Source organism: Candidatus Polarisedimenticolaceae bacterium (assembly GCA_036275915.1).
GTDB lineage: Bacteria > Acidobacteriota > Polarisedimenticolia > Polarisedimenticolales > DASRJG01 > DASRJG01.
The window spans coordinates 44,237-70,523 of the sequence record DASUCV010000009.1; the positions used below are offsets into that span (position 1 = coordinate 44,237).

Annotated in this window: 22 protein-coding genes; 10 read left to right on the forward strand and 12 right to left on the reverse strand. The window is 69.1% G+C overall.

Annotation, left to right across the window (positions count from 1 at the left end; all coding sequences use genetic code 11):
* Window positions 1-20: 20 nt before the first annotated feature.
* Window positions 21-491 (reverse strand): hypothetical protein, encoded by a 471-nt coding sequence (locus VFV19_07225; GenBank protein ID HEX4824088.1) that lies wholly within the window; start codon window positions 489-491, stop codon window positions 21-23.
* 145 nt (window positions 492-636) lie between these two features.
* Here VFV19_07225 and VFV19_07230 point away from each other — a divergent pair, with 145 nt between their 5' ends.
* Both VFV19_07230 and lysC read left to right on the forward strand, forming a co-directional pair.
* Window positions 637-1,380, forward strand: coding sequence for a glycosyltransferase family 2 protein (locus VFV19_07230; protein HEX4824089.1), 744 nt, complete (start codon window positions 637-639; stop codon window positions 1,378-1,380).
* Window positions 1,377-3,947, forward strand: coding sequence for a lysine-sensitive aspartokinase 3 (gene lysC, locus VFV19_07235; GenBank protein HEX4824090.1), 2,571 nt, complete (start codon window positions 1,377-1,379; stop codon window positions 3,945-3,947). Before VFV19_07230 ends, lysC begins: the two co-directional genes overlap by 4 nt.
* Here the strand turns inward: lysC and VFV19_07240 are convergent.
* Window positions 3,895-4,926: a hypothetical protein gene (locus VFV19_07240; protein HEX4824091.1), complete on the reverse strand. Its 1,032-nt coding sequence runs from the start codon at window positions 4,924-4,926 to the stop codon at window positions 3,895-3,897. The two genes, lysC and VFV19_07240, sit on opposite strands and share 53 nt — an antisense overlap.
* Before the next feature lie 105 nt (window positions 4,927-5,031).
* Between VFV19_07240 and VFV19_07245 the strand changes: the two genes are divergently transcribed.
* Both VFV19_07245 and VFV19_07250 read left to right on the forward strand, forming a co-directional pair.
* Window positions 5,032-6,549: a DUF3300 domain-containing protein gene (locus VFV19_07245; GenBank protein ID HEX4824092.1), complete on the forward strand. Its 1,518-nt coding sequence runs from the start codon at window positions 5,032-5,034 to the stop codon at window positions 6,547-6,549.
* Window positions 6,546-7,493: a DUF2950 domain-containing protein gene (locus tag VFV19_07250; GenBank protein HEX4824093.1), complete on the forward strand. Its 948-nt coding sequence runs from the start codon at window positions 6,546-6,548 to the stop codon at window positions 7,491-7,493. The genes VFV19_07245 and VFV19_07250 overlap by 4 nt, the downstream gene beginning before the upstream one ends.
* 57 nt (window positions 7,494-7,550) lie before the next feature.
* Here VFV19_07250 and VFV19_07255 read toward each other — a convergent pair whose 3' ends face one another.
* Window positions 7,551-8,771 (reverse strand): hypothetical protein, encoded by a 1,221-nt coding sequence (locus tag VFV19_07255; GenBank protein HEX4824094.1) that lies wholly within the window; start codon window positions 8,769-8,771, stop codon window positions 7,551-7,553.
* Window positions 8,772-8,863: 92 nt separating this feature from the next.
* On the opposite strand from VFV19_07255, the gene VFV19_07260 reads away from it, so the two are divergent.
* On the forward strand, window positions 8,864-9,541 hold the full coding sequence (locus VFV19_07260; protein HEX4824095.1) for a hypothetical protein: 678 nt from the start codon (window positions 8,864-8,866) through the stop codon (window positions 9,539-9,541).
* A gap of 58 nt (window positions 9,542-9,599) precedes the next feature.
* Here the strand turns inward: VFV19_07260 and VFV19_07265 are convergent, their stop codons facing one another.
* Window positions 9,600-9,845, reverse strand: a complete 246-nt coding sequence (locus VFV19_07265) for a GlsB/YeaQ/YmgE family stress response membrane protein (protein HEX4824096.1) — start codon at window positions 9,843-9,845, stop codon at window positions 9,600-9,602.
* A gap of 137 nt (window positions 9,846-9,982) precedes the next feature.
* Between VFV19_07265 and VFV19_07270 the strand changes: the two genes are divergently transcribed.
* The 5 genes from VFV19_07270 to VFV19_07290 all read left to right on the forward strand — a co-directional run bounded on the left by VFV19_07270 (window position 9,983) and on the right by VFV19_07290 (window position 16,211).
* The gene (locus VFV19_07270) at window positions 9,983-11,131 is read left to right on the forward strand and encodes an ATP-binding protein (GenBank protein ID HEX4824097.1); all 1,149 of its coding nucleotides are present in this window, start codon (window positions 9,983-9,985) and stop codon (window positions 11,129-11,131) included.
* Between the two features lie 11 nt (window positions 11,132-11,142).
* Entirely contained in the window at window positions 11,143-11,562 is a 420-nt protein-coding gene (locus tag VFV19_07275; protein HEX4824098.1) for a response regulator transcription factor, read from the forward strand.
* A gap of 9 nt (window positions 11,563-11,571) precedes the next feature.
* Complete coding sequence (locus tag VFV19_07280; protein ID HEX4824099.1) at window positions 11,572-14,208, forward strand: protein kinase; 2,637 nt, start codon at window positions 11,572-11,574, stop codon at window positions 14,206-14,208.
* 148 nt (window positions 14,209-14,356) lie between these two features.
* On the forward strand, window positions 14,357-14,809 hold the full coding sequence (locus tag VFV19_07285; protein ID HEX4824100.1) for a CBS domain-containing protein: 453 nt from the start codon (window positions 14,357-14,359) through the stop codon (window positions 14,807-14,809).
* A gap of 55 nt (window positions 14,810-14,864) precedes the next feature.
* Complete coding sequence (locus VFV19_07290) at window positions 14,865-16,211, forward strand: serine hydrolase domain-containing protein (GenBank protein ID HEX4824101.1); 1,347 nt, start codon at window positions 14,865-14,867, stop codon at window positions 16,209-16,211.
* A 60-nt stretch (window positions 16,212-16,271) separates the two neighbouring features.
* Here the strand turns inward: VFV19_07290 and VFV19_07295 are convergent, their stop codons facing one another.
* The 8 genes from VFV19_07295 to VFV19_07330 form a co-directional block, all read right to left on the reverse strand.
* Window positions 16,272-17,264 carry a dihydroorotate dehydrogenase-like protein gene (locus tag VFV19_07295; protein HEX4824102.1) on the reverse strand — a complete coding sequence of 331 codons (993 nt, stop codon included), beginning with the start codon at window positions 17,262-17,264 and terminating at the stop codon, window positions 16,272-16,274.
* Window positions 17,261-20,842, reverse strand: a complete 3,582-nt coding sequence (gene nifJ / locus VFV19_07300) for a pyruvate:ferredoxin (flavodoxin) oxidoreductase (GenBank protein ID HEX4824103.1) — start codon at window positions 20,840-20,842, stop codon at window positions 17,261-17,263. The genes VFV19_07295 and nifJ overlap by 4 nt, the downstream gene beginning before the upstream one ends.
* A 162-nt stretch (window positions 20,843-21,004) precedes the next feature.
* The gene (locus VFV19_07305; GenBank protein HEX4824104.1) at window positions 21,005-21,688 is read right to left on the reverse strand and encodes a glycine cleavage system protein H; all 684 of its coding nucleotides are present in this window, start codon (window positions 21,686-21,688) and stop codon (window positions 21,005-21,007) included.
* Complete coding sequence (locus VFV19_07310; protein HEX4824105.1) at window positions 21,676-22,389, reverse strand: glycine cleavage system protein H; 714 nt, start codon at window positions 22,387-22,389, stop codon at window positions 21,676-21,678. The genes VFV19_07305 and VFV19_07310 overlap by 13 nt, the downstream gene beginning before the upstream one ends.
* Window positions 22,390-22,392: 3 nt before the next feature.
* The gene (gene hybB / locus VFV19_07315; protein ID HEX4824106.1) at window positions 22,393-23,583 is read right to left on the reverse strand and encodes a Ni/Fe-hydrogenase cytochrome b subunit; all 1,191 of its coding nucleotides are present in this window, start codon (window positions 23,581-23,583) and stop codon (window positions 22,393-22,395) included.
* Window positions 23,576-24,445 carry a 4Fe-4S dicluster domain-containing protein gene (locus VFV19_07320; protein ID HEX4824107.1) on the reverse strand — a complete coding sequence of 290 codons (870 nt, stop codon included), beginning with the start codon at window positions 24,443-24,445 and terminating at the stop codon, window positions 23,576-23,578. Before VFV19_07320 ends, hybB begins: the two co-directional genes overlap by 8 nt.
* Before the next feature lie 87 nt (window positions 24,446-24,532).
* Complete coding sequence (locus VFV19_07325) at window positions 24,533-24,739, reverse strand: hypothetical protein (GenBank protein ID HEX4824108.1); 207 nt, start codon at window positions 24,737-24,739, stop codon at window positions 24,533-24,535.
* A gap of 172 nt (window positions 24,740-24,911) precedes the next feature.
* A complete protein-coding gene (locus VFV19_07330) occupies window positions 24,912-26,285 on the reverse strand; it encodes a sigma-54 dependent transcriptional regulator (protein ID HEX4824109.1) in 1,374 nt (457 codons plus the stop codon).
* Window positions 26,286-26,287: the final 2 nt, after the last annotated feature.

Sequence of the window (26,287 nt, forward strand, 5' to 3'; positions counted from 1 at the left end):
CGCCCGCCGGACGACTTCGATCAGTTCGCGACGCGGAAGGCCGCCCACCAGGCGTTCGTGTCCTCGCAGACCAGGCTCGTCAGCATGCGCTGGCGCTGGCCGGAGTGCTCGTCGCCGACGGCGATCGTGTTGTTCTGCGCCTGGATGTTGAGGACGAACGAGCGGCTCCAGCACTTCTTCTGCATCGCGCGCCCGCTCGAGACCGGCGGCTTCCCCGTCGTCACCAGCTCCTCGTCGTCGAGCGGCTGGTAGCCGTTCTTGAGGACGATGGTGTTGACGCGATCGCGGATCTCCTTCTGATCGACCGAGCCGCCCTTCGCCATGTCGTACCAGGCGAAGGAGTCCTTGATGTTGACGAAGCGGATCTGGTCGGCCGGGTTTACGGAGTTCCACTTCGTGATGCTTTCGTCGAGCCACGCCGGAACCGACGCCGCCCGGGCGGCCACGGCGAGCGACATGAAGAAGATGCCGGTCACGATACGAGCACGCATGTGTCGATCTCCTCGAGGAAATGTCCGCCCTAAACGTGGCTCCCGGCCGCCCGAAAGTCAAAATCGGGAGAGTCACCGCGTTTTTCTTACCCAATCGTAGCGCGGAGTTTCGGAAGCTGTCCCCTCTTCGGTTACTGTCCCACTCGTGATCAGCGTTCTCGTTCCCACGTACAAGCGCCCCGAGAAGCTCGCGCGGTGTCTCGCGGCGATCGCGGGTCAAACCTACGGTGACGTCGAAGCGGTCGTCGTCAACGACGGCGGGCCGAGCATGCGCGATGTCGTCGCCGCGATGGACGGGAAGCTCCGCGTCGTTCTCCACGAGGCGAAGCAGAACCGCGGTCATTTCGCGTGCCGCAACGTCGCCCTCGATCTCGCCCACGGCGACCTCATCGCCTTCTGCGACGACGACGACACGTACGCGCCGGATCATCTCGCGTCGCTGGCCCCCGCGATCGCGCACGCGGACCTCGCTTACTCCGGCGTGACGATCCGCGCGACGCACGAGGGCGGCCGGGTGACGATGCTCCCGTTCTCGCATCCGTTCGACGCGGCGCTCCTCCGCAAGACGAACTTCATCGTCCCCTCGTCCGTTCTCTACCGGCGCCGGCTCCACGAGCGCCTCGGCCCGTTCGACGAAGCGGCCGGGCCGTACTGGGATTGGGACTGGGTTCTCCGCGTTTCCGCCGCCGGGGCGATCGTGCACCTGCCGACGATCGGCGTGACGTACGACTTCGATCTGCGCGGCGGAAACCTCTCGGATGGGCCCGAGAAGGACCGTCCGTTCCTCGATTACTTGTCGGCGAAGCATCGCCTGGGGCCGCTGCCCTCGACGAACTTCTACCTGATGGCCTTGAACGATGCCGAGGCGGGCGACACAATGCGCGGATGATCGTCTGCAAATTCGGTGGCACCTCCGTCGGCGACGCCGAGGCTCTTCGCCGGCTCGTCGCGATCGTGAAGGGCCGCCTTCAGGAATCGCCGCTCGTCGTCGTCTCCGCGCTCTCCGGCGTGTCGGACGAGCTGATCCGTCTCGTCGGCGACGCCGCGGCGGGCGAGGACCGCCTTCGCGGCATCGCCGAAAGGCATCGCGCGCTCCTCGCGCAGTGCGGCGACCGCCTTGCCGCGACCGAGTTGGCGCACGCTCTCGACGCCGACCTCGCGTCGCTCGAATCGCACCGCAAGGGCATCGCCCTTCTCGAGGATGCGAGCCCGCAGGTGCGGGCCCGCGTCGTCGGCACCGGCGAGCGGATGTCGAGCCGCATCGTCGCCGCGTGGCTCCGCGCGGCGGGGATGAACTGCGTCGAGATCGACGCCGCCGACGTCGTGCGGACGATCGGGCGCGACATCGAGCGCGACCCGCCCGATCCGGAGGCGATTCGCGAGCGCGCCGCCGCGGTCGTCGTACCGCATCTCGCCCAGGGCCGTGTCGTGCTCACGCAGGGGTTCATCGGCCGCGATCCGGCGGGGCGGCCCTCGCTCCTCGGGCGCGGCGGCTCCGACTACTCGGCGTCGCTCCTGGGCCGGACGCTCGGCGCGTCGCGGATCGAGATCTGGACCGACGTCGACGGCGTCCTCACCGCGAACCCGAAGATCGTCCGCGAGGCCCGCCGCGTCCGCGTGCTCTCGTTCGACGAGGCCAGCGAGCTGGCGTACTTCGGCGCGAAGGTCCTCCACCCGAGCACGCTCCTCCCCGCGGTCGAGGCGGACATCCCGGTACACGTCCTGAACGCGCGGCGCCCGGAGGGAGAGGGCACGACGATCGTGCGCGAGGCGATCCGCCCCAAGGACGCGCGCTTCGTCGTGAAGGCGATCGCGGAGAAGCGCGGGATCACGGTCGTCCACGTGACCAGCACGCGCATGCTCATGGCGCACGGCTTCCTCGCGCGCGTGTTCGAGGTGTTCGACCGCTTCCGGACGGCCGTCGACCTCGTCGCGACCTCCGAGGTGTCGGTCTCCGTCACCGTCGACGATGCGAGCGCCGTCTTCGAGGTCGCGGAGGCGCTCCGCAGCTTCGCGCGCGTCGAGATCGAGCGCGGCATGGCGGTCGTCTGCCTCGTCGGCGAAGGGATGCGCGGCCGCGCGTCGGTCGCCGCGGAAGTGTTCCGCGCGGTGCGCGACTTCCCGGTCGCGATGATCACGAAGGGCGCCTCCGCGATCAACATCAGCCTCGTCGTCGCCGAGTCCGACGTCGCGAGCGTCGTCGCCGCCCTCCATGAAACGTTCTTCCAGGGCACCGTCCCCGCCGAGATCTTCGGCGAGAGCGTGCAAGGGCCGCCCGCCTCCGAGCCCGCACCGGCCTGGCTCCGCGAGGTCGCCGAGAGCCACGGCACCCCGTGCTACGTCTACGACCTCGCCGAGATCGGGCGTCGCGCCGAAGCGGTCCGGGGCGCCGTCGCGACGCTCGGCGGGCGCGCCTTCTACGCGATGAAGGCGAACGCGAACGCCGAGATCCTCGCGCGCATCGTCGCCTGCGGCCTCGGCATCGAGGCGACGTCGCCCGGCGAGGTCGAGCGCGCGATCGCCTGCGGCTGCGATCCGGCGAATCTCCTCTTCTCCGCCGCGAACGCGCGCACCGATGAGATCGTCTCCGTCCTCGACCGCGGCGGGCGCGTCACGCTCTCCGCGCTGTCGGAGATCGCGCGCGTCGGCCGAGAGCGAAAGGGGGCCGAGGTCCTCCTCCGCATCAACCCCGCGCTCGGCGCCGGACATCACCGCCACGTCGTCACCGGCGGCGCGCACTCGAAGTTCGGCATCGCCCTTCGCGATCTGCCCGAGGCGCTCGCGCTCGCGGAGAAGGAAGGCGTGAGGGTCGTGGGCCTCCACGCCCACATCGGCTCGGGCATCGACGACCCCGCGCCGCTCCTCGCGAATGCGCGCCTGCTCTTCGATCTCGCGGCGGCGCATCCCGGGATCCGCATCCTCGATCTCGGCGGTGGGTTCGGCATCCCCTACCGCGACGGCGAGCGCGCGCTCGATCTCGCCGCGGTCGTCGAGGGAATCCGGCCTCTGCTCACGGAACGCTCCCCCGAGATCTGGATCGAGCCCGGCCGGTTCATCGTCGGCGCGGCCGGCTGGCTCCTCGCGCGGGTCACCTGCCGCAAGGAATCCGACGGTCTGACGTTCGTCGGCCTCGACACCGGGATGAACCACCTCCTCCGGCCGGCGCTCTACGGCGCCTACCACCGCATCGACAACCTCTCGGGCGAAGGCCGTCCGATGGAGTGGGTCGAGATCGTGGGCAACGTCTGCGAGAGCTCGGACGTCTTCGCGTCGGGTCGCGCGATCGCGCGCTGCGAGGAGGGCGACCTCCTCGCGATCCGCGACGCCGGCGCGTACGGCTACGTCATGGCGAGCCGCTACAACCTGCGCGACCTCCCGAAGGAAGTCGTCCAGGACGGCGCGCCTACGGCGACGGCCGCTCGTACTTCGCGCGGATCTTCTCCAGGCTCGCGATGATCTCCGCGCGCATGTGGCGGCGCCCCAGCGAGTGCCGCGTGCCCTGCGGGAATCCGGCGACCTGATCGGTCGACGTGCGGTTGATGTAGAAGACGAGCGTCTCACCGCCGAGGCCGAGGCACCCCGACATGATGAGCAGGCAGTTGTACGAGTGGCCGACGTAGAACTGCCGCTCCATGCCGAGGAACGCGTCCTTTTGCTCGTAGAGGAGTCGGTGCACGAGCAGGAAGGCCGGCCGGTCCTGCACGTGCTGCTTGGCCCAGAAGAAGCGGCTCGTGATGCCGGGGATCGCGTGTTCGGGGTAATCGACGAACGCGCGGACGACATCGGGGAAGCGGTCGTGAACGAGCGCGCAACCGACCGCCGCCGCGCGCAGATCGTCGCCGGCGCGGACCACCTTCTCCCCCGACCTCGCATAAGGGGCGATCGCGTTCGTGCCGCCGCTTCGATAGGCGCGCAAGCGCTCCGCGAGCGCAGCGCGGTAAGCGTCGGTGACCGCCTCGGCGCATGCGGCGTCGCACGTTCCGGTGAAGCGCGCGCGAACGGACTCGAAACGCGCGATCTCGGCGGCGCTCAGGTTGAACTCCGTGCCGCGCTTCGCCGTGAGAAGGCCGTGGAGCTCCGACGCCTCGTCCTTCGAGAAGGCGACCCCGGCGAAGTCGGCGTCCTTGACGTCGCCGTCGCCGAGCGCCTGGAACGTCATGATGTTGGGATCCGCCTCCATCATCCCGCTGCCGCGCACCGCCCCGGCGATGTCGGCGATCGGCCGCTTGACGAGCATCGCCACGGTGATCGCCAGCTCCCTCTCGGACAGCTCCTGGAAGTCGGTGCTGACGATCTTCCCGGCGCGGACGTCGGCTATCTGCTGCGCGGAGAGGCCGAGGCAGGCCGCGGCCTCCTCGATCGTGATCGGTGGCGAAGCCGCGGGGGCGACCGCCGCCCATGCCGCGATCGCTGCGATTGCGCCGAAAAAGACCATCGAGGCTGAGGATCGCACAGCCCGACTCCGCTGTCGCCTTGCTCCGGCAATTCGATCTGTCCTATGCTCGCGATGCCTCGCTCGCGTGGCGAGAAAGGAAACTGGATGATCTTCCTCCGTCGCATCGTGACCGTCCTCTGCATCGCGTCGCTGACAGGCGGCGAGACGCTCCTCCTGGCGCAGGAGAACAAGACGCCACCTCCCGCGTCTCCGCCGGCCGCCGCTCCGGCTCCCGCGCCCGCTCCGGCGAAACCGGCCGATCCCAACGCGAAGCCGGCGGACGCGGCCGCCAAGCCTGCCGAGCCCGAGTCGAAGCCGATTCCTCCCGAGCAGCTCGACGCGCTCGTCGCACCGATCGCGCTCTACCCGGATCCGCTCCTGGCGAACACGCTCGTCGCTTCGACGTACCCGCTCGAGATCATCCAGCTCCACCAGTGGATGCAGAAGGAAGAGAACAAGAAGCTCAAGGACAAGGCGCTCTCCGACGCGGTCGCGAAGCAGCCGTGGGACGCCTCGATCCAATCGATGGCGGCGTTCCCGGAAGTCGTGAAGCGCCTCTCCGACGACGTTCAGTGGACGACCGACCTTGGGAACGCCTTCCTCGCGCAGCAGAGCGACGTGATGGATGCGTGCCAGCGGATGCGGAAGAAGGCGAAGGACAAGGGCTCGCTCGAGTCGAACGAGCAGCAGAAGGTCGAGACCAAGACGGAAGAAGGCAAGACGGTCATCGTCGTTCAACCGTCCAATCCCGAGGTGATCTACGTCCCGTCGTACTCGCCGACGGTCGTCTACGGCCCGCCGGTCTATCCGTACCCGCCGATCTACTACCCGCCGTATCCGCCGGGCGCCGCGTTCGTGTCGTTCTCGATCGGCGTGATGTGGGGTGCCGCGATGTGGGGCGGCTCTTGCTGCGGCTGCGGCTGGGGCGGTAACAACGTCAACATCAACGTGAACAACAATTTCAACAGGAACAACATCAATACCGGCGGCGGCAGACCGGGCGGAGTCGGAGGTGTCGGCGGCGCCGGTGGCGTAGGCGGAGTCGGTGGAGCCGGCGGCGTCGGAGGCGTCGGTGGCGCGGGCAAGCCGGGCGGAGTGGGCGGTGCCGGCGGTGTCGGTGGCGCAGGCAAGCCCGGAGGCGTCGGTGGCGCAGGCAAGCCCGGAGGCGCGGGCGGCGGCAACTGGCAACACAACCCGAGCCACCGCGGCGCGGCGCCTTACGGCGACAACAAGACGGCGAACAAGTTCGGCGGCTCGAGCGCCGGCAGCAACAATCGTGCGGGAGCGGGCGGAGGTAACCGCGCAGGCGGTGGCGCTACGGGCGCCCGGCCGAGCACCGGCGCCGTCGGTGGTGGTGGCGGAGCAGGCGGGGCCGGATCGCGGCCGAGCGCAGGGACGTCGAATCGAGGGGGCGGAGGCGGAGGCGGCGACCGCGTCGGCAATCGCAGCGTCGGCGGCGGCGGAGGCAGCAGCAGCTTCGGCGGCAGTGGCTCGCGCGGCGGTGGCGGGTTCGGCGGCGGCAGCGGCTTCTCGGGAAGCGGCGCGCGCTCGAGCTCGTCGCGCGGCTCGTCGAGCTTCGGTGGCTCACGCGGCGGTGGCGGTGGCGGTGGGAGGCGGAGATGACGGCGATGAAGGCGATCCTGGCGACGGCGTTCCTCGGGCTCGCGCTGGGTGCAACGGCAGCCGAGCCGGCGAAGCCGCCGAGTCATCCCGCGGCGCCGGCCGGGCAGAAGACGTACTCGAGCCCCGACGAAGCGGCACGCGCGCTCATCCAGGCGGCGACCGCCGACGACATCGAGGCGCTCAAGCAGATCTTCGGCCCGAGCGGCCTCGATCTCGTCGTCACCGGCGACGACGTCCAGGACAAGAATCGCGCGAAGGCGTTCGCCGACCAGGCGGCGACCAAGCACCGCATCGAGCGCGACCCGAAAGACGCGAAGCGCGCGATCCTCTCCGTCGGCGACGACGACTGGCCGCTCCCGATCCCGATCGTCCAGGGTCCCGCTGGGCACTGGTACTTCGACACGAAGGCCGGCAGGCAGGAGATCCTCTACCGCCGCATCGGCCAGAACGAGCTCGACGCGATCGAGATCTGCGAAGGCTTCGTCGAGGCGCAGGACGAGTACGCGTCCACGAAGCACGACGGCGCCACGATCAACCAATACGCGCAGCGCATGGTGAGCACACCGGGCAAGCAAGACGGTCTCGCCTGGCAGAAGCCGGACGGGACGTGGGACGGTCCGGTCGCGGAGACGATCGCGAACGCGATCGCCGAGGGTTACACCGATCGCGCGCAGCCGTATCACGGCTACTTCTTCAAGGTGCTGAAGGGTCAGGGATCGCACGCCAAGTTCGGCGCGCTCGACTTCGTCGTCAACAACGTCATGATCGGCGGCTTCGCGCTGGTCGCCGCGCCCGCCGAGTACCGCGGCACCGGCGTCAAGACGTTCATCGTCAACCAGGACGGGGTCGTCTACGAGAAAGACCTCGGCGCGAAGACGCTCGACGCGTTCAAGGCGATGACGATCTTCGATCCTGACAAGGGCTGGACGCCGGTTCATCACTGAGAGCAGAGGGGACAGCTTCCGAAACTCGCCCCTCGGAGTTTCGGAAGCTGTCCCCTCTTATTCGTGATGCATCGCGGCAGGATGCACGCGCAGGAAGATCGCACCCGAGACCGGATGCGACGTCCCGTACCGATCGGCGAGCTTCGAGCCGACGAAGCCGACGGAACCGCGGGCACCGGCGTCGATAATGACGCCGGCCTTCTCCAGGATGCGATGCGAGTAGCCGACCGCCAGGTCGCCGACCGGTAGTCGCTCGCCGGCGCCGCCGAGCTCGAACTCGCGAGCGTCCTTCTCGACGTACTCCGCGCGTCCGAAGACGGCGTGCGGCCCGAAGGCCCACGACGACTCGAGGAGCCAGGCGTCGCTCGGCGCCCCGTCGGACGGATCGTTCCGGCCCCACACGAGCGTCGATGCCCAGCCGGAAGCTTCGTAGCTCACCGACGCAGTCGTCCTCCAGACGTCGACGCCCGGCTCGTCCTGCTCGGGATCGTGGAGCTTTCCCGATGAGACCTGCGCGCTCCAGCTCTTCCCGGGATTGAACGACACACGCGCCGAATACGAGTCGAGCGGATCGAGATCGATGTCGTAGCGGTCGGCGTCGGGCTCGCGCCCATTGAACGCCGATCCCTCGACCTTGACGTGCTTCCAGTACGCACCGGCGGTGATGACGCCGAAGGAGATGTGCGTCGAGTCCTCCCAGTGATGGCCGAGCGGGGCGAGCGGATTCGTCGCCGCCGAGGGACGATGGGCGAACGCCGGCGGCCCGAGCGCCGGCTCGCCGACCGGCGCCACGTAAGCCTCGAAGGTCGTGCTCGCGCAGAGAGGCAGGTCGTACCTGGCGGCCAGCTCCATGAAGAGGTCGTGCGGGTGCTGGCGATCGACGAGGCCCTCCCCCGTCTGCATGAGGAGCGGATAACCGTCCCGTCCGAGGAACGGCGCCTCGAGGCTCAACATCCCACGGAGCAGGAGCGTCCCCTTCGTCTTCCAGCGGGCCATCCCCATGAGCCAGTTCGTCGTGAACCCTTTCGTCGTGCCGTCATCGGCGTCGTTCGTCACGACGCCCGCGAACGCGTTGTAGTGAAACATGAGATCCCATGCACCGCGCTCGGTCATGAGCCCCTCATGCGGCGACGATGCGGGAAGCCACGACGTTCCCGATCCATCCTGGAATGTCGGCTCCGGCTCGCCGTGGTGATGCATGTGCTCCATGGGCTCCTCTGCACGCGCGGCGGTGACCGCAAAGGCGAGAGCGAGTGCAGCGTGCGTGCGCGAGCGCATGGGGACCGATGCTAACCGCGATGCGCGACCGGAGGATGCGACATCGATGTGCCCGTCGTATCCTGCGTCATCTTCTTCAATGAGGGGTAATCATGAGAGCGAAGCGCAAGGTCTTGATTTCCAGCGTGATCCTCAGCGTTCTTCTTCTGACCGGCCGTGTGCTCGCACAAGAGGAACCGCCGCCCAAGGATGACAAGGCGCCCGCCGCGGTGCCTGCGAAGGACGACGCGAAGCCCGAGGCTCCCGCCGCGGAAGCGGCTCCTGCCAAGGAGGCTGCTCCGGCCGCTGCGGCACCATCGGCCGCGCCTGCATCGGCCGCCGCTCCATCCGCAGCTCCTGCTTCGGCCGCTGCTGCGTCCGCCGCTGCTCCGTCGCACGCTTCCGCCGCCGCACCGGCGGTCGAGGCCAAGACGCTCGGCGCCTCCGCGAAGTCGTTCGAGGGGCTCGCCAACAGCTACAAGAAGGCCTACGACGACATGCAAGCGTTCATGGCGAACGTCGATTCGCAGATGAAGCCGGCGGACGAAAAGGTCGCCAAGCTCCAGGCACAGATCGCCAAGAACGACACCGACGCCACGGCGGCGAAGGCCGGCGGCGACAACAACAAGGCGAAATCGCTCACCAACGAGAACAAGAAACTCAAGAGCGAGCTCCAGGACGCGATGAAGAACGTCGCCAATGCGCGCGGCGACTTCGTCAAGCAGGCGACGCAGAAGGTGAAGGAGCTCGACGCCGCGACGGATGCCGCGCTTCAGCAGATCAAGAAGTAGCGTATGGAGGGGCCGGCGCTAGCCGTGCGGGCGGCGGCCCCGAGGCCGCCGCCCGTCGTCACGCGCGCTTCAGGAGCCTGACGACCCAGACGAGGACGATCGCGCCGAGGATCGCAACCAGGATCGTCCCCACCATCCCACCGGTCGTCGCGAAACCGAGCGCCCTCATGATCGCCCCGCCGATCACGGCGCCGACGATGCCGAGGACGATGTCGAGCGCGGCGCCGTAGCCGCTGCCCTTCATGATCTTCCCGGTCGCCCAGCCGGCGATCAAGCCGACGACGATCCACCAGACGATGAACATGAGCACCTCCTTGCTGCGAGTCTAACCCCTCGGGGAAAACCCCTCATGGCGTCGGTTGAACCCTGCCATCGACTAGGAAATCTCCCGATTGACCGGCCCGGCCTTTGCTGACACCCTGCCAGGGAGGCACGAGGCCATTGTTCGAGAGATTCCGTCGGTGGGCGAGGAGACGGCCCGGCCGCGCGGCCGGTGTCTTCGAAAGGCGTCTGGCCGAGGTCATCGGCAGCCTGACCGACCCCTTCGTCATGTTCGACCGCCGCTTCCGGTTCGTCTTCGTGAACGACGTCGCGGTCACGGTGCTGCGAAAGTCCCGTGAAGAATTGATCGGGAGCGACGTCCGGGAGGCGTTCCCCCAAGCGGAGCAGCTCCAGCGCGCGATGAAGGATCGCGTCCCGGTCGAGTTCGAGAGCTTCCATCAGCCGTTCCAGCGCTGGCACTTCGCGAAGGCCTACCCGACCTCCGACGGAGGCCTCGCGCTCTTCTTCCGCGACATCACGGACCGGAAGGCCGAGGCCGAGCGTGCGAGCGCCTTCAAGGACGAGTTCCTGTCGACGCTCGCGCACGAGCTTCGGACTCCGACGAACGCGATCCTGGGGTGGGTCCGCGTTCTCGAGCGGCGGCCGGACGACACCTCGCTCGCACACGAAGGGATCCAGGTCATCGCGCGGAACGCCAAGGCGCAATCCGATCTCATCGCCGATCTCCTCGACATGAGCCGGATCATCTCCGGGAAGATCCGGCTCGAAGTCGCGACGGTCGATCTCTCGCACGTCATCGCGGCGGCGGTCGCGACGATGCGGCCCGCGGCCGAGGCGAAGCAGATCCGGATCGATCTCCTCCTCGACCCGAGCGCCGACACGATCCGCGGCGACGCCGGACGGATCCAGCAGGTCGTGACGAACCTCCTTTCGAACGCGGTGAAGTTCACCCCCAAGGACGGCCGCATCGAGATCGCGCTCTCGAAGTCCGGCTCGCAATCCGAGATCGCCGTCCGCGACACAGGCGTCGGGATCGCGCCGGCGTTCCTGCCGTACGTCTTCGATCGGTTCCGCCAGTGCGACGCGTCGACGACGAGGGAGCAGGGCGGCCTGGGTCTCGGGCTCGCGATCGTCAAGCAGCTCGTCGAGCTGCACGGGGGCACCGTGCGCGTCGACAGTCCGGGGACCGGGCACGGAACGACGTTCACCGTGGCGCTGCCGGTCGCGCTCCTGCACGCCGTCGACGACGACGCGGCGCCGGAGCTGCTGTCCACGCTCGCGGTCTTCGCCCGCGGCGCCAAACACTGAGGGGAGACGCCATGGAGATCGCCAGGAGAACGAGGCTGCTGTTCGTCGACGACCGGGTCGAGTTCCGGCGCCTCTTCGAGCTGTTCATGGAGGAACACCCGGACCTCGAGATCGTCGGCATGTCGGCGCGCGCAACCGGCCTCGAGGAGAAGGTGTCGCAGCTCCAGCCCGACGTCGTCGTCCTCGACATCTCGATGCCCGGCGAAGATCCGCTCGAGGTCATGAGCGCGATCAAGCAGAGCGACTCGCACGTCCGCTTCCTCGTGTTCAGCCTCCGGGACGACGAGGCGACGATCGGCCGCGCGCTCGCCGCCGGCGCCGACGGTTACGCCGTCAAGGAAGGCAGCTTCGAGGCCCTGGCCCAGACGATCCGCAAGGTGGCGCGCGGCGAGTCGGTCATCGCGCGCGGCGGAGCGACATCCCTGAAGTAAGATCGACCCGTGGGCCTCGTCCCGGGAGAAAAAGTCGGTCCGTATGACGTCGTCGCCCCCCTCGGCAAGGGGGGCATGGGCGAGGTCTACCGTGCGCGCGATCCGCGCCTCTCGCGCGAAGTCGCGATCAAGGCGCTTCCCGCCGAGGTCGCGCAGGATCCGGACCGGCGCGCGCGGTTCGAGCGCGAGGCGCAGCTCCTCGCTTCCCTGAACCACCCGTACATCGCCGCGATCCACGGACTCGAGGAGGCCGGCGGAGCCAAGTACCTCGTCCTCGAGCTGGTCCACGGCCGCACGCTGGGCGAGGTCATCGGCGACGGGCCGCTCCCGCCCGACGAAGCGGCGGCGCTCGCGCTCCAGATCGCCGAGGCGCTCGGCGCCGCCCACGAGAAGGGGATCATCCACCGCGACCTCAAGCCCGGCAACGTCATGGTCACGGCCGACCACCAGGTCAAGCTCCTCGACTTCGGTCTCGGCAAGTCGATCGAGAGCGATGCCAGTGCGAGCAGCTCGGCGCACTCGCCGACGATGACGATCGCCTCGACGCAGGCCGGCCTCATCCTCGGCACCGCCGCGTACATGAGCCCCGAGCAGGCGAAAGGTCGTCCCGCCGACCGCCGCAGCGACGTGTGGGGCTTCGGCTGCCTCCTCTACGAGATGCTCGCGGGCAAGCCCGCGTTCGAAGGCGAGGACGTCACGGAGATCCTCGCGCACGTCGTGCGAGGCGAGCCCGACTGGTCGAGGCTCCCGCCGGGGACGCCGGCGTCGCTGCGCGCTCTCTGCGAGCGCTGCCTCGCCAAGGACCGCGCGAAGCGCCTCTCCGACATGTCGGTCGTGCGCTTCGTTCTCGAGGAGCGCGCCGCCGTCGCGGCGGCGATCCCGCCCGCGGCGCGCGCGCAGCGCTGGCCCCTCATCGCAGCGCTCGTGATCGCGGCGGTGCTGGCGACGGCGGGCGTCACACGTTTTCTCGGGCCGAAGCCCGCGGCATCCACGGGCGTGACGCGCCTCTCCGTCGTCCTCCCCTACGGCGACGAGCTGAGGCTGACGAACTTCCGCCCCGTGGCGATCTCGCCCGACGGCGCGACGATCGTCTACGTTGCGCGGAACTCCGACAACGTCACTCAGCTCTATCGCCGCGCGCTCGACACCGGCGAGACGGCGCCGATTCCCGATACGGACGGGGCGCGCACACCCTTCTTCTCCCCGGACGGCCGATGGATCGGCTTCTTCGCACAGGGCAAGGTCAAGAAGGTCTCGATCGACGGCACAGGCGTCGCGACGCTCGCCGATGCCTCCGATGCGCGCGGCGGGTGCTGGGCCCCGGACGGCACGATCTACTTCGCGCCGACCAACATGGTCGGCCTCTCCAAAGTCAGCGCCTCCGGCGGCGAGACGGCCGTGGTCACCACTCCGGACCGTTCGGCCGGTGAGATCAGCCATCGCTGGCCCCACATGCTGCCCGACGGCAAGTCTCTCCTCTACACCGTGTGGGCCGGACCGGGGACCGACGAGCACTCGGTCGTCCGTCTGGACCTCGGAAGCGGCGCGCGGAGCGTGCTCATCAAGGGAGGCGACGACGGCTCCTACGTCGCTCCCGGGCACCTCGTCTACGGCCGCCTCGACAACCTCCTCGCCGTCCCGTGGAATCCCGGAGAAAGAGCGCCGGCCGCATCCGCGCCGATCACGCTCCACGAGACGCCGCGGATGGAGAACGAAGGCGGCTCCGCGTACGACGTTTCGCCGGCCGGGACGCTCGTCCACGTGCCCGGTGGTCCCGACCGCCTCTCCCGGCAGATCGTCTGGGTCGATCGCTCGGGTCACGAGGAGCCCGTCGCCACGCCCGCGCGCGACTTCGAGGGGATCGCGCTCTCTCCCGACGGTAAGCTTGCGGCGGTGCAGATCTCTTCAGGGACGACCGAGATCTGGCTCTACGACTTCGCCCGCGGCACGATGACGCCGTTCGAGGTGAGCGCCGCGCACAGCAGCCAGGCTCCCGTGTGGTCGGCCGACGGCCGCACGATCTTTTACCGCGGCACGCGGAACGGCCAGCGCAACATCTATGCGAAGGCCGCCGACGGGACCTCCGCCGAAGTTCGCCTCTCCGAGGCGGAAGGGGTGGTGCAGTCGCCGACCTCGGTGAGTGCCGACGGCAAATGGCTCTTCTATACGGAGGGCGGCGCGAGCGTGAAGGGCCGATGCTGGGTGATGAGCCTCGATGGAAGCAAGACCGCGCATCCGATCCTCGACCCGGGGGATATCGACGGCCAGATCTCTCCCGACGGACGTTGGCTATCGTTCGAGTCGGGACGATCGGGTCAGCAGGAGCTTTACGTCACGCCGTTTCCTGGCCCGGGGCCCTCGCGGCAGGTCTCGGTCGGCGGCGGAGTCCAACCGCTGTGGTCGCGCGATGGGCGCGAGCTCTTCTACTCGAACGGCGCGAGCGTCATGGTGGTCGACATGAGCGGTGCCGTGGGCACGCCACGGGTGCTGCACGACGATCGGTACCGGCCGAGCCTGAACGCGAACACCGCGTACGGCATCTCGGCCGACGGCAAGCGCTTCCTTCGGATCCGCCAGACGCGTCCGGAAGGCCCGCTCAACCACATCGATGTCGTGCTGGGGTGGGCCGATCAGCTGAAGAAGTAGTCGATCCGTCTTCGCGATCGCGCGGTGCCGCGCGCCTGCGGCGCTCAGGGTGAATCACCGGGAAAAGTGACGGATTCAGTCGGCCGATCCGGAGTCCGCAGGTGCACGACGGCGCACGAGGCCCGACAATGCTCGAGGAGGGTTCGTCATGAAGATCGCGGAGTTCATGACCCAGGGCGTTTACACCGTGCACTCGCACGACACTCTCGAGAAGGCGGCCGGCGTGATGTGGGAGCACGACTGCGGCGCGGTACCCGTCGTCGATGACGACGGCCGTGTCGTCTCGATGATCACCGATCGCGACGTCTGCATGGCCGCGTACACGCAGGGACAACTCCTCGCCGCGATTCCGGTGGCCAGCGCGATGTCGCAACGGTGCGTCTCGTGCAATGCCGAGGAGACCGCGCAGGCGGCCGAGCGCGCGATGCGCCAGCACCAGATCCGCCGCCTGCCGGTCGTCGACGACATGGGCCGCCTGGTCGGCATCGTCTCGATCAACGACATCGTGCTTGAGGCCACGACGAAGCCCGCCGAGATGGCGGTGACGCTCGCCGCGATCTGCCGGCACCACAATCGCGACCTGTCGCCGGTTTCGACTTAATTCCGGGACGCGCGTATCACCCTCCCTGGGTCCAGGAGGGCTCGAGGGAGGGTGCATGCTAAGGTTCGCCGTCGCTCTTCTCGCTTTCGGGTCCGTCCTCGCGCAGCAGGGCCCTCCGCCCCAGGTCCGCGCCGCGATCCAGTCCGTGGAGGGCATGCTCGAGGGAACGGACGACGCCTCGCTCAAGTCTTTTGCCGACGAGCATTTGAGTCCGGCCTACCGTGCGAGCTTCGGCCCCGACGCGCTCATGGCGCACCTCAAGTCGCTTCGCGCGGCGGTCGGCGGACAGATCGGCGGGCTCCGCGTCGAGCGCGCGGAGGACGGCCTTCGGCTCATGATCCAGGGCGCGAAGGAGGCGACCTTCGCCTTGAAGCTCGACGATGCGGGCCGCGTCGCGCTTCTCGACCTCGTCCCCGGCGAAGCGAAGCCGCCCTCGCCCGAGGCCGCGATCTTCGAGAAGACGACATGGGAGTCGCTGTCCTCCGACCTCGCGAAGTTCGCGGACACCGGATTCAGCGGCGTCGTCCTCGCCCGGCGCGACGGGAAGGAAGTCTTGCGCTCGAGTTACGGCCTCGCCGACCGAGCGGGCGGGCGGCACACCGCCGGCGACACGATCTACTGCATCGGCTCGACGCCGATCGACTTCACGATGACGGGGATCCTCCTGCTCGGTCAGCGTGGACAGCTCGGCCTCGACGATCCGGTCGCGAAGTTCATCCCCGGCGTCCCCGACGACAAGAAGGCGATGACGATCCGGCAGCTCATGAGCGGCAAGTCGGGCCTGCCGAACTTCCACCACATCGAGGGAAAGGACTGGGACGCCGATCTCGCCTGGATCGATCGCGAGACGGCGGTGCGACGGATCCTCTCCCAGCCTCTCCTCTTCGCTCCCGGCGCGGGCGAGGCTCACTCGCACTCGGCGTTCGTCCTCCTCGCGGCGGTGATCGAGAGCATCACCAAGACCAGCTATCAAGGCTTCGTGCGCGGCGAGATCCTGAAGCCGCTCGGGATGGCGCGCACCGGCTTCTACGGAGAGTCGCTGAAGCTCGACGCCTCGCAGTTCGCGGTCGGCTACGGCGCGTCGTCGGTCGGCGTTCCCAACATCCCGCCGAACTGGGGGCCGGTCTCCTGGCTGGTAATGGGAAGCGGCGGGATGTTCTCGACGCTCGACGACATGGACCGCTACGATGCCGCGATCGCCTCGGGCAAACTTCTCACCGGACCCTGGGCGAAGTGGCAGCAGGGCCAGCAGGCGAACGCCGGCGGCTCGGACCGCGGCTTCTTCATCTTCCACGTCACGAACGGGCGCGGAACCGAGGTCCTCTTCCTCATGAACGGCGAGGGACGCGCGGCGGGAGCGCGTGCGATGACGCGAGCGATGGAGAAGCTGGTCAACAGTTGACAGTCAACAGTTCAGAGACCGTCAACTGTCAACGGTCAACTCCCCGCCCGAGGACGCGCCTCAACCCCTCCAGCTCTGAAGGATCTGCATGTAATTGACCCGCTCGTACGCCTTCGGATCGGGGCAGCGTGTCAGGCTCATGCTGCCGCGAACCTGGTCGAGCGAGTCGTACTCGTTGTCGGCGAGCGCGCGCTCGAGCTCGCGGCGGACCTCGGTGAGACGCCCTACCCCTTTCATGAGGAGCGACGACACCATCTGCACGCCGGAGGCCCCGCACATGACAGCCTTCAGCGCGTCGACGCCGGTGTGGACGCCGCCGGTGACCGCGAGCGGAAGCCGCGTCGCGGCGGCGACGATCGCGAGGCCGTGGAGGCGCGGCAGCAGCTCGGAGGACCGCGAGAGCGAGAGCATGCGGAGCACGGTCTGCTCCCGGACGTCGATGTCCGGCTCGTAGAAGCGGTTGAAGAGGACGAGACCGTCGACGTGCTCGGCCTCGAGCCGGCGCGCGAAGTGGGCGACCGACGTGAAGAACGGCGACAGCTTGACCGCGAGCGGGATCGCGATGCACCCGCGGACGGCATGGACGAGCGCGACGAGGCGGTCCTCGATCGCCGCGGCGGACTCCGCGGCATCGGTCGGCACGAGGAAGAGATTGAGCTCGAGCGCATCCGCTCCGGCGTTCTCGAGGGCGTGAGCGTACTCGACCCAGCCGCCCGGCGTCGTGCCGTTGAGCGAGGCGACGACGGGGACGCCGACGGCGCGCTTCACCCGCGCGAGGTGCTCGAGGTAGCTCCCCGGCCCGAACCGGAACGCCTCGGGCGACGGGAGATAGGAGAGCGCTTCGGCGAAGGCGTTCTCGTGCGCATCGATGCCGTGCTGCGCCGCCATTTGCTCGTGGACAAGCTGCTCCTCGAAGAGGGAGCGCAGGACGATCATCGACGCGCCGGCGTCCTCGAGGCGGCGCACGCCGTCGATCTCGTCGGCGAGCGGGGAGGCGCCCGGAATGAGCGGATGCGGGAGGCGGAAGCCGAGGTAGCTCGTCTGAAGGCTCATGGGGCTTCCTTTCCCGCCGTCTCGGATTCGGGCGGCGGCGCCGGCGAGCGGACGTCCTGGGCGACCTTGATCCCGGCGAGCTGCTCGTAGATCGCGACGCGGTGTGCCGCGTGCGCGGCGGCACTGTTCAAGAGCGCCTTGAACCGCGCGGGGTCGATCATCTCGACCATCCGGAAGCGCGCCTCGTTGCGCATGTAGGTGATCGGCGAGACGGTCGGTGCCGCGGCATCGAGCTGGAGGGGCGCCTCACCGCGCGCGCCGCGCTCGGGGTCGAAGCGGTAGAGCGGCCATTGCCCGCTGTCGACCGCGAGCTTCGATTGCTGGCCGGAGAGCGCGAGATCGTACCCGTGCGCGATGCACGGGCTGTACGCGATGACGAGCGACGGCCCGGGATGGGCTTCGGCCTCCGCGAACGCCCGGACCGTGTGCGCGTCCTTCGCCCCCATCGCGACCCGAGCGACGTAGATGTGCCCGTAGGTCATCGCGATCAGGCCGAGGTCCTTCTTCGGCATCTCCTTGCCGGCGGCGGCGAACTTGGCGGAGGCGGCGAGGGGCGTCGCCTTCGACTGCTGGCCGCCCGTGTTCGAGTAGACCTCGGTGTCGAGGACGAGGACGTTGACCTTGCGCCCCGAGGCGAGCACGTGATCGAGCCCGCCGAATCCGATGTCGTACGCCCACCCGTCGCCGCCGACGATCCACACGCTCTTGGGCACGAGGTAGTCGGCGATCGCGTCGAGGGCGGCCGCCTCAGGATCGTCGAGCCTGAGCAGGCGCGCCCGGAGCTCCACGACCGCCGCGCGCTTCCTCCTCACGAAGAGGTCGTCGATCGCGCCTTCGGACGTCAGCTCGCGGACGACCTCGTCGCCGATCCTCCCGGCGAGACGGGAGAGCAGCTCGAGCGCGAGCCGTCGATGCGCGTCGACGCCGGCCCGCAGCCCCAGGCCGAACTCGGCATTGTCCTCGAAGAGCGAGTTCGACCACGCCGGCCCGCGCCCCTCGCGGTTGACCGTCCACGGTGTCGTCGGCAGGTTGCCGCCGTAGATCGACGAGCACCCGGTCGCGTTCGCGACGAGGAGGCGGTCGCCGAACATCTGGCTCAGCAGCTTGAGATACGGCGTCTCGCCGCATCCGGAGCACGCCCCCGAGAACTCGAAGAGCGGCTCGGCGAGCTGCGTGCTCTTGACGTCCGGCGTCATCCACGCACGGTCCATTTCGGGGAGGCCGAGGAAGAAGTCGAAGCTCGCCGCCTCCGGCGCGCGGTGCGCGGCGTGCGGCTCCATGTTGATCGCCTTGTGCTTCGGATTCGACCGGTCGCGCCCCGGGCACACCTGGACGCAGACGTTGCAGCCGGTGCAGTCCTCCGGCGCGACCTGGATCGTGTACTTGAGCCGCGGGTGCTCGCGCGACTTGAACTCCTGCGTGCGGAACGCCGCCGGTGCGCCGTCGAGCGCGCCGGGGTCGTAGATCTTGGCGCGGATCGCGGCGTGCGGGCAGACGAGCACGCACTTGTTGCACTGGATGCAGAACTCGGGATCCCAGATCGGGATCTCGGCCGCGAGGTTGCGCTTCTCCCACTTGGCCGTCCCGGTCGGCCAGGTGCCGTCGACCGGGAAGGCGCTCACCGGAAGTAGGTCCCCCTTTCCTGCCAGGATCATCGCGGTCACGCGTTGCACGAAGTCGGGCGCCTGAACCGGCACGACGGGAGGACGGCTCGACGTCGCGCTCGCCGCCTTCGGCACGGAGACCTCGTGGAGGCGCGAGAGGGCGGCGTCGACCGCCTCGACGTTGCGCTTGACGATCTCCGATCCCTTCTTCTCGTAGCTCTTGTGGATCGCCTGCTTGATCTTGGCGATCGCCGCCTCGCGCGGGAGGACGCCGGAGAGGGCGAAGAACGCCGCCTGCATGATCGTGTTGATGCGGCCACCGAGTCCGGCCTCGCGGGCGGTCGCGGCCGCGTCGATGACGAAGAAGCGAAGGCGCTTCGCGACGATCGTCTGCTGGACCTCGCGCGGGAGGTGCTCCCACACGTCGTCGGGCGGGTACGGCGCGTTCAAGAGGAAGGTCGCCCCCGGAGCGGCGAGGTCGAGCATCTCGTACCGCTCCACGAAGTTCCACTGATGGCAGGCGACGAATCCCGCGCTCCGGATGAGATACGGGGCGCGGATCGGCCGCGGCCCGAACCGGAGGTGCGAGATTGTGATCGCCCCCGACTTCTTCGAGTCGTAGACGAAGTACGCCTGCGCCTCCTGCTCGGTCTCCTCGCCGATGATCTTGATCGAGTTCTTGTTGGCGCCCACCGTCCCGTCCGCGCCGAGGCCGAAGAACACCGCGCGCACGACGTCATCGGGCTCGATCGTGAACTCGGGGTCGTCGTGAAGGGAGGTGTGCGTGACGTCGTCGACGATCCCGACGGTGAAGCGGCGCTTCGGCTGTGCCTTCCGCAGCTCGTCGAAGACCGCCGCGACCATCGAGGGCGTGAACTCCTTCGAGGAGAGCCCGTAGCGCCCGCCGATGACCGGAAGATCGCGGCCCTCCTCGCGGAGCGCCGCGACGACGTCGAGCCAGAGCGGCTCGCCGACCGCCCCCGGCTCCTTCGTGCGGTCGAGGACCGCGATCGCCTTGGCGGTCTTGGGGATCGCGGCGGCAAAGTCACCCGCCGAAAACGGCCGAAAGAGGCGCACCCTGACGAGTCCGAGCTTCGCGCCCTTGGCGTTCAGGTGCTCGATCGTCGCCTCGGCGGTCTCGGCGCCCGAGCCCATCATGACGAGGACCTGCTCGGCGTCCTCGGCCCCGGCGTAATCGAAGAGGCGGTAGCGCCGGCCCGTCCGGGTGTGGAGCGCGTCCATTGCCGCGGCGACGTGACCGGGAACCGCCGCGTGGAAGCCGTTCGCCGCCTCGCGGGCCTGGAAGAAGACGTCGGGGTTCTGCGCGGTGCCGCGGAGGACCGGGCGATCCGGCGTCAGCCCGCGGCCCACGTGCTCGCGCATCCGCTCGGCGGGAAGGAGCGCGCGCAGGTCGTCGTCGTCCAGGAGGCGGACCTTCTGCAACTCGTGGCTCGTGCGGAATCCGTCGAAGAAGTGGACGAACGGCACCCGCGAGGCGAGCGTCGCCGCATGGGCGACCGCTGCGAGGTCGTGCGCCTCCTGCGGCGAGTTCGAGCACAGCATCGCGAACCCAGTGGCGCGGCACGCCATGACGTCGCTGTGGTCGCCGAAGATCGAGAGCGCGTGTGTCGCCACCGTGCGCGCCGCCACGTGCATGACGAACGGCGTCAGCTCGCCGGCGATCTTGTACATGTTCGGAATCATGAGGAGGAGGCCTTGGGACGCCGTGAACGTCGTCCCCAGGGCGCCCGCCTGGATCGCGCCGTGGATCGCCCCCGCCGCCCCGCCCTCGGATTGCATCTCGATGACGTCCGGCACCGCGCCCCAGAGGTTCGGGCGTCCCCTCGACGCCCACTCGTCGGACAGCTCGCCCATCGGCGACGACGGCGTGATCGGGTAGATGGCGATGACCGAGCTGGCGCGATAGGCGACGCTGGCGGCCGCTTCGTTTCCGTCGACGACCTTCGTGGCCATGTGGTTTTCTCCCGGCGGGTGGACGGTCATTCTGTTTCCCGAGCGATCTGCTCGCCGGAAGATTCTGGACCAAAAGAGGCGAGAGGGAATGAGCCTGTCCCCATTTGCGGGGACGGTTCCTCCGTGACCGTCCCCGGGGAAGAGCGCGGCGCGGGAGAAGGGTCAGGCCGCCCGGAGGAACTGCTCAGCGACCTCCCGCCAAGCCTCGGGAGAAAGGAGCGTCGCGGGAGTGCCCGTGAGCGCGCCGCCGTCGGCGGCCGTCAGGCCGAGCCGCGCTTCAAGGAGTCGCGAGAGACGGAGGCTCTCGCCGTTCAGCCACGCCTTCGCCTCGGGCCCCTCGTGGAGACCCTTGGCGGGAGGCGCGTCGCTCTCGACGCGGAGCATCCATCCACGATGGTAGGGTTCGCGCTCGAACAGCGACGGGTGGTCGGTCAGCGCTCGGTTGCGCTCGACGATGACGCCGGCGACCGGCGACGGGATCGCGACCAGGCGGTCGCCGCAGCGGACGGCCGCGATGAGATCCCCTTCGCGGAGACGCAGGCCGATCGGAGGCAGCGCGATGCTCGAGACGCCCGCCAGGACACGCCTGGCGACGTCATCGAGGCCGACCTTCACTTGCCTGCCCCACTGCCGCTTGACCCACGCGTGCGCCGCGGTGTAGGCGACCCCCGGCTTGTAGAAGACGCCGCCGGCGTCGACCGTGCCTCTGACGCGCGCGCGCACCGAGACTACGCCCTGCGCCGCGAAGACGATCGCGGCGACGGGGACCGCGAACGCCGCGAAGAGAAGGACGAAGAGGAGGAGACGGATGCCGAGACCGGCGAAAAACACCATCACGCTTTCCATGACACACCTCCTCCATCGGCGAAGAAGAACTCGCTCTTGATCCGCTCCCACGCCTCGGGCGGAAGCTCGGCGGCGAACCCCGAGACGGGAAGTCCGCCGTCGGCCAGCGCCGGTCCGAGCGTCGGCGCCACGACCCCGCGCAGGCGCTCGGCGACGTCTTCCATGAACGCGCGCGCGGTCGAGCCCGTAAGGAGCTGGCGCCCGTTGGCGGCGAGACGCGGCGCGTGCACGCGGAGAAGCCATCCGTCGCCGTACGGATCGCTCTCGACGGCGTGAAGCCGCGCCGCCGGGTTGCGCGCGACGACGAGCCCGTCGACGGGAGAGACGACGGGAAGCGAGCCCGCGGCTCCGCGCAGCGTGATCGCCGGCTCGCCCTGGCGAATGGGCGTGCCGGCCGCCGGAAGGTCGACGTCGCCGATCGGGCCGATCACCGCTCGGGCGAAGTCGTCGACGCCGACGACGACCTCGCCGTCCGTCGCGGACCGCGCCCAGGCGTGGCCCGGATGCAGCGCGACGCCGTCGGGGACGTGAAACCAACCGGTCGGCACGCGCGCCGCCCGCCGCGCCGGCTGCGCCTCGAGGGCGGGACCGCGCGGCTCCGCGAAGCGCCAGAAGGGAACGAAGAGGACGAGGAAGCCGACCGCGAGCAGGTACTCGATGGTCTTGGCGGCTTGCAGCTCGGCGAGCATCCCGTTGTTCATCGCTCACCTCGCGTCGGCGCCTAGGATCGGCATCCGGTTGACGATCCACCGGAAGGTCATGACCCCGAGCGTGACGATCGTGATCGACCCGATGACTTCCATGACGCTGGGCACGTACTGGAACGGCTGCTTCCAGTTGAAGGCGATGATCGAGACGTCGACGCGGTTCAGGACGACCCCGAGGACGGCGAGCACCGCGGCGATCCGGACGGCCTTCACGTTCCGCGTGCGCGAGCCGTACGCGAACATCAGGGAAGGGACGAGGAAGAGCCCGCCGACCTCGACGAGCCACAGCGCTCCCCAGCCGGTCGCGAGCATCGCCCACGTCCCGCTCTCGGCGAGACCCTGCAGGCGGAGGAAGACGTACGCAAAGAGGACGATCGCCGCCGCGCGCCCGAGCGTCAGCGCGATCCGGTCGACGTCGACGGGGCGTCCTGATCCCGCCCGGTCGTGGAAGATCTTGTGCGAGACGCCGCTCTCGAAGATGACCATCGCGAGACCCGCCGCGATCGAGGAGACGAAGAAGAAGACCGGGATGTACGGTGAGTACCAGAGCGGGTGGATCTTGCCGGGAGCCATGAGGAAGAGGGCGCCGAGCGACGACTGATGCAGCGTCGACAGGACGATCCCGAGCACGATCGCGCCGAGCTCGATCCGATGGAGCGCCCGGAGCGGCACCTTCCAGCCCATCCATTCGAAGAACGCAGGGAGGAACTCGAGTGCCAGGACCGTCGTGTAGAGGGCGACGCACCAGCCGACCTCGAACATCACGGAGGTCGTGCCCCACGAGTAGACGATCGGATAGGGGATCCGCCACGGCTGGCCGAGATCGCAGAGGAGGCCGATCACGGCGAACACGTAGCCCAGGAACCCGGTCAGGATCGCCGCGCGGACGACCGGCTTGAGCTCTCGGAAGCCGAACATGTAGACCGCCGCGGCCAAGGTGTAGCCGCCCGCCGCGAGTGCGACCCCGCAGAGCATGTCGAAGCCGATCCAGAGTCCCCACGGCGTCGCCTGCGAGAGGTGGGTCGCCGCCCCGAGCCCGAAGGCGAAGCGGTAGACGATCACCGGGATCCCGATCGCCAGGATCAGCGCGAACGTCAGGTCGACGGCGTTCAGGTGCCGCCGCGCGTACGCCTTCCACCCCGTTCCGAGGAAGAGACGTCCCGCGAGGGTCGTCGTGGCCTCATTCATGGTCGTTCTCCTCGTCGCGGCGCCGGCTGGCGGTGTAGAGGCCCATGAGGAGCGGGGGCCAGAGGGTGATCACGAACGGGACCGCGCCGAGCGCGCCCCGCGTCTTGTCGAAGCGCGTTTCGTCGCCGACGTCCCTCGGGAGGCCGAAGTCCGAGAGCGGCCGGTCGGCGATATACATCCACGACGTGCCGCCGGCGTCGTGCTCGCCGAAGATCTCCGGAACGTACGTCGAGCCGGGCGCGTAGATCCGGCGCTTCGCCTCGGCGAGCAGCTCGCTGCGCTTGCCGAAGGTGAGCGCCTCCGCGGGGCAGTTCTCGACGCAGGCGGGCTTCCCGCCCTTGGCCAGCCGGGTGGCGCACATCGTGCACTTCCTCACGTAGGGAATCGCGCGGTCGTACTGGTACTTCGGCACGTCGAACGGGCAGGCGACCATGCAGTACCGGCACCCGATGCAGCGGTCCTCGTGGTACACGACGGGGCCGGCTTCCGTCTTGTCGAGGGCCTTCACCGGACACGCCGACGCGCACGCCGGGACGAGGCAATGGAGGCACTGCGATTTCGCATAGCGGTCCTCTCCCCCGCCCTGCGCCTTGTTGACGACAGTGAACTGGCCGGGGGACGTCGTGCGGTGCGTCGCGAAGATCGCGTCGTCGCCCATCGCCTCGGGCGCGGCGAGGCCGTTGGCCTCGGCGCACGCCGCTTCGCAGGTGCGGCAACCCAGGCACTTCGTCGTGTCGACGAGAACGCCGGCCCCGTCGGGCACGGGAGCCGTCTCGCGCGCGGACGCCGGCAGAGCGCTCGCGGCGCCTGCCGCGCCGATCGCGGCGCAGCTCTTGAGGAACGTCCTGCGGGCGATGCGCATCGCCTCACCTCACCCGCGCGGGGCGCGTCGCCCACCAGCAGAAGGCGACGAGGACGAGTCCCATCCACCAGAATGCGGCTGCGAGGATCATGGCCTGGCCTCCGTTTCTCGAACCGACGCGAGACGCGCGATCTCCCGGTACAGCGGGCACGACGCGTAGTCCGACGACGAGCACGGACCGAGCGAGACGACCTGATTGCGCGGGAGGAGCTTGTGCTGAGGGCAAGCGTCGCAGTACAGCATCACGACTTCCCTCAGGAAGGGGCAGGGCGTCTGATCGTTCGTGAGCTTCATGGCGACCGTTCGTACTGCGATTCGCGTGCCGGCGGAAAGCGCGCCGCGGCGTCGCGCAATGACGAGGTTCTCGACGTGCGGGGTGTGAACGCGCGGTGTCGCGGCGCGTGAAGTCGCGGTGCGGACAGCGGTTACGGGCGCTGGTGGAAAATGCGACGGACCGTCGCGATCTTCAACGGCGGGCGATCGGCTCCGGGTCGTCCTCCCGCCTGAGGTCGTACTTGCGGATCTTCGCGTAGAGCGTCGCGCGATCGATGTCGAGGACGCGCGCCGCCTGCGAGACGTTGCCGCCGGTCTGGCGGAGCATCGCGGCGATGTGACGCCGCTCGACATCCTCCAGGGACAGCGGCTTCCCAGTCCCCTCTCCGGCGTCGAACGGGCCCAGATGCTCGGGCCTCAAGACCGTTCCCGACGCGAGCACGATCGCACGCTCGAGGACGTTGCGGAGCTCGCGCACGTTCCCCGGCCAGTCGTGCGCGAGGAGGTGGGACATCGCCTCCTCCGAGACCCCCTCGACCGCCTTCCCGGTCTCGATCGCCAGGTGCTCGACGAGGTGGGCGACGAGGAGCGGGATGTCCTCCTTCCGCTCGCGCAGGGGCGGGAGGGTCAGCGGGATGACGTTCAATCGGTAGTAGAGGTCCTGGCGGAAGGCTCCGTCGCGGATCGCGCGGGGGAGGTCGCGGTTCGTCGCCGCAACGACGCGCACGTCGACCGGAATGGCGACGGTGCCGCCGACCCGCGTGATCTTGCGCTCCTCGAGGACGCGCAGGAGATCGATCTGGAGCTTCGGGCCGATGTCGCCGATCTCGTCGAGGAAGAGCGTGCCCCCGCCGGCCGCCTCGAACTTCCCCTGGTGGCGGTCGACGGCACCGGTGAACGCACCTCGCTCGTGACCGAACAGCTCGGACTCGAGGAGCGTCTCGGTGAGCGCGGCGCACGAGACGGCGACGAACGGCTTGGCCGCGCGCAGGCTCTCGGCGTGGATCGCGCGGGCGAGGAGGTCCTTCCCGGTGCCGCTCTCGCCGAGGATGAGGACGGTCGAGCCGCTCTTCGCCGCGGCCCGCGCCAGCTCAAAGACCGCCTGCATCGCCGGCGATTTGCTCACGAGGTCACGGAAGGTGTAGCCGCGCTTCAAGACCTTCCGGAGGATGAGGTTCTCCCGCCGGAGCGACTGCTGCGCGACGATCTTTTCGACCATGAGCGAGAGCTCCTCGGGGTCGAACGGCTTCATGAGGTAGTCGTAGGCGCCCAGCTTCATCGCGCGTACCGCGGTGTCGACGGTGGCGTACGCGGTCATGATCACGGCCGCGGCGGCGGGACGGATCGTGCGCGCCTCTTCGAGGACCTGGAGTCCGTCCATCGGTGTCATCTTCAGGTCGAGGAGGATCACCGACCACGAGTCCTCGCCGCGGAGCATCGCGAGCGCGGTGGGCCCGTCGGCCGCCGCCGCGACGGTGTAGCCGTCCTTTCTGAGCCAGCTCGTGAGCGACTCGCGGACGATCTCCTCGTCGTCGACGACCAGGATTCGAACGGCTTTCCGGCTCATGC